This is a genomic window from Microcoleus sp. S13_C3 (genome assembly GCF_036700905.1).
In the GTDB taxonomy this organism is placed as follows: domain Bacteria; phylum Cyanobacteriota; class Cyanobacteriia; order Cyanobacteriales; family Microcoleaceae; genus Microcoleus.
The window spans coordinates 8741-12743 of the sequence record NZ_JAUBPT010000168.1 but is presented as its reverse complement, the minus strand read 5'-3'; the positions used below and the strand labels follow the sequence as shown (position 1 = coordinate 12743).

The following is a 4003-nucleotide window of genomic DNA, read 5'->3' as shown; positions in this document are numbered from 1 at the left end:
CCACAAGAGTTTGTTGTGGCACAGGCATCTTGCCTGTGGCGAAAGGGAACAAAACTCGGCAAAGTGGAATAATATATGTAGGCCAAACGCGAGCCGGCCTTGCCTGTGTTAGATTGAGCGTAATTATTCTGAACTCTTTTCCTCCCGCGCGTCAGACAAATGGTTATAACAAAACGAGGGCTTGTTCTAAGTGCAGCAGCAGTGGTACTCACTGCTGTAACTCTTGCGAACACTGGTTGCAGTTCTAAATCTCTGGCTTCTTTTCGGGGAAGCCCTAAAGAGTTGGTTGATGAAGTTTGGCAGATTATTGACAAAAGTTATGTAGATGGCACTTTTAACCAGGTTGACTGGAAAGCGGTGCGGAATGATTATTTGAACCGGACTTATACCAGCGACGACGAAGCTTACAAAGCAATTCGGGAAATGCTGAAGAAGCTGGATGATCCTTATACGCGGTTTATGGACCCTCAAGAGTTCAGAAATATGCAGGTTGAAACTTCTGGGGAACTGACAGGAGTTGGGATTCAGTTGACTCAAGATGAGGAAACTAAGAAGTTGGTGGTGATTTCGCCGATCGAAGATACCCCTGCTTTTACTGCGGGTATTCTGGCAAAAGATATCATTACTAAGATTGATGGCAAAACGACAGAAGGCATGGATACGAATCAAGCGGTAAGTTTGATTCGCGGACAGGCGAATACTGAGGTGACGCTGACGATTTTGCGGGGAAACAAGGAATTAGAATTTAAGCTGAAACGCGCTAAAATTGAAATTCATCCTGTGCGGAAGTCGGTGCAGAAAACCCCCATCGGAGAAGTCGGCTATATTCGCTTAAATCAGTTCAGTGCGAATGCTGCATCGGAAATGCGATCGGCAATTAAGGATTTGGAACAGAAAAAGGTAACGGGTTATATTTTAGACTTGCGTTCCAATCCCGGCGGCTTGCTGTACGGAAGTATTGAAATTGCTCGGATGTGGCTCAAAGAAGGTACGATCGTCTCCACAGTCGATCGAGTCGGTGAGGCCGATAAACAAACTGCAAATAAGGCAGAGCTCACAGACAAACCGTTAGTTGTACTGGTAGACGGCGGTTCAGCAAGTGCTAGCGAGATTCTATCCGGTGCTTTGCAAGACAACAAACGCGCGGTTTTGGTGGGAACAAAGACCTTTGGTAAAGGTTTAGTTCAGTCAGTACGCGAGGTGGGAAATGGTTCCGGTTTGGCGGTGACAATTGCCAAGTATTTTACTCCCAACGGCACTGATATCAACCACGCTGGGATTGAACCAGATTTTAAGGTAGAACTCACCGACGCTCAAAAACAGGAATTGAGGCGCGATCGCGATAAAATTGCTACGACTGCAGATCCGCAGTACGCGAAAGCTATGGAAGTTTTGACACAGCAAGTTACTGGTAAAACAGGGAACAATAAGGCGGAGTCGAAACCGAATGCTGCGCCACCTAAACCGAATGTGGCGCAGGCAAAACCGAGTGTGGCACCTTCTAAATCCAAGTAGTTTTTAGTCACAAAAACTTCAGTGAATAAGGACTAAAGTCCTCACTACGAACCTGGTTTGTAGTGAGGACTTTAGTCCTTCTTATCTTCAATCTAACATCTAAAATCTAAAATCTAAAATTTGGTTGGTTGGCATTTGCCGGCGCGAATTAATCCGATGCGGCGGGCGATGGCATCTTGGGGCGAATCGTAAGGGCCCCACTTTTCAATAATACTGGGGTTTTGTTCTTCGAGTTGGGCGATCCTCTGCGAGGGCTCCGCCAACGGCAAAATTTCGCAATTACCCGCAGGACGTTTGACAATATAAAATTGTGGTGTTTCTGTCATAGCTAAATTCGTCAAATAAAAGCTGGATACTAACTAGGCAATTGGCTCAGGGAGCATCTCACTTATGCAGCCCTCCGCTAGAAATTGGAGCCAGGAGTCAGGAGTCAGGAGTCAGGAGGAAAGAAGAAGAAGGAAGAAGGAAGGAGGAAGGAGGAAGGAGCCATAATAAGTGTTTTTACAAATATGAGATGCTCCCTTGGCTCATTATATCAAATAGGGAAACGGCACGACCATGCCCAAGTGTGTTTTAGCATGAAACTCGCAGTCCGACATGGGTTTCAACCCCTGCTGGGCTGCGGATTTAACCGCATGGAATTAATAAGAATTAAAAAAAACTAACACTTTCGGATGATGCCACAATATTTATCTATTATCAAAATATAGACATTTGTCTAAACAGTGCATTAAACCCTTTCAGAAGTGGCGAAATATTCTAATCAATACCAAAAAAAACCATGCAATTTCTCTCCAAAACAATCCCCGAAATTCAACCAGAAATCCAACCAGTTAAAGAATCACCGCCAGAACTTGTTACTTTCGATGTCGGCGGGATGAAATGTGCTGGCTGCGCGAAAGCTGTGGAACGCCAACTCATGCAGTATTCAGGCGTAATTTCAGCTTGCGTTAACTTGGCCGTAGAAGTCGCGACGGTTGAGTGTCAACCGGGGGCTGTCGATGCAGAAGCTTTAGCGAAAAAGTTGACTGATAATGGATTTCCCTCTCAGTCTCGTTTAGGGGAAAATCAGCGGGAAGCAGAAGCGGCAACAATTGAACGGCGGGGGCAAGAAATTCGACAGCAAATCAAGCAATTGACGATCGCCCTTATCCTAATTATTCTATCCGGTTTAGGTCACGTACTCGGCACAAAAGCCCCAATTCTCAGCAATATTTGGTTTCACTGGGGACTCGCCACCCTAGCTTTGCTGCTACCGGGCCGCCCGATTATCGTTGATGGGTGTCGCAGTTTGTGGCGAAATGCACCGAACATGAATACTTTGGTAGCTTTAGGCGCTGTTACAGCTTACACCGCTAGCAACGCGGCGCTGCTGTTTCCACGGATGGGATGGGAGTGCTTTTTTGATGAACCGGTGATGCTGCTGGGCTTTATTTTGTTGGGCAAAACTCTCGAACAGCAAGCCAGACGGCGCGCTGCATCAGCTTTGCAAGCTTTAATCGCATTGCAACCGGCGAAAGCCCGCTTAGTTGATTTTAAACTTTCGAGTTTGGATTTGCGATCGGAAGAATTGCCTTTAGACTCGACATCTGCGGTCTACGATCCACAATACATTGAAATTCCCGCCGATCGCGTCCGAGTCGGAGAATGGCTGCAAGTTTTGCCCGGGGAAAAGATACCAGTAGACGGTGAAGTCTGCGAAGGCAAAACAACGATAGATGAGTCGATGCTGACTGGCGAATCAATGCCGGTTTTGAAGCAACCAGGAGATACAGTTGCCGCCGGAACTATCAATAAATCCGGGGCAGTTGTGATGCGGGCAACTCGCACCGGTAAGGAAACAACTGTAGCTCAAATGGTGGCTTTGGTGCAGGCAGCCCAAACTCGCAAAGCGCCAATTCAAAATTTAGCTGATACTGTCGCGGGATATTTTGTGTATGGGGTAATGGCAATATCGCTTTTAACTTTCCTATTTTGGTATTTTGCCGGCACTCATATTTGGCCTTCTGTGCTTTTAGGACAGGGGGCAATGGATATGGGGCATGGGGCAATGGATATGGGGCATGGGGCAATGGGCATCGGGCATGGGGCATTGGGCATGGGAAATGAATTGCCAATTATCCATTATCAATCGCCTTTGCTGTTAAGTTTGAAATTGGCGATCGCAGTTTTAGTGATTGCTTGTCCTTGCGCTTTGGGATTGGCTACCCCTACTGCAATTTTAGTTGGTTCTGGCATCGGGGCGGAGCGCGGGCTTTTAATTCGCGGTGGTGATGTTTTAGAACGGGTGCATCAATTAGATACGGTGGTTTTTGACAAGACTGGCACTCTGACAACCGGAAATCTTATACTCACTGATTATTTGCCGATTTTCCAGAATTCGGAGTGGGATTTGAACTCGGATATTAATGTTGGCAACAGGCAAGATGCCTGTTCCACAATTGATGGGGTTTCTGGCAACAGGCAAGATGCCTGTTCCACAATTGAT

3 protein-coding genes are annotated in these 4003 nt (G+C 46.6%); 2 read left to right on the top strand and 1 reads right to left on the bottom strand.

From position 1 onward, the window contains the following. The first annotated feature begins 159 nt into the window (after window positions 1-159). Window positions 160-1515, top strand: coding sequence for a carboxyl-terminal processing protease CtpC (ctpC, locus tag QUA16_RS30535; RefSeq protein ID WP_333108005.1), 1356 nt, complete (start codon window positions 160-162; stop codon window positions 1513-1515). Window positions 1516-1628: 113 nt separating this feature from the next. On the opposite strand, the gene QUA16_RS30530 is transcribed toward ctpC, so the two are convergent. Beyond that, window positions 1629-1841, bottom strand: coding sequence for a DDE transposase family protein (locus QUA16_RS30530; protein WP_333108006.1), 213 nt, complete (start codon window positions 1839-1841; stop codon window positions 1629-1631). 455 nt (window positions 1842-2296) lie between these two features. Here QUA16_RS30530 and QUA16_RS30525 point away from each other — a divergent pair. Continuing rightward, a partial coding sequence (locus QUA16_RS30525; protein WP_333181589.1) for a cation-translocating P-type ATPase occupies window positions 2297-4003 on the top strand: 1707 nt, incomplete at its 3' end.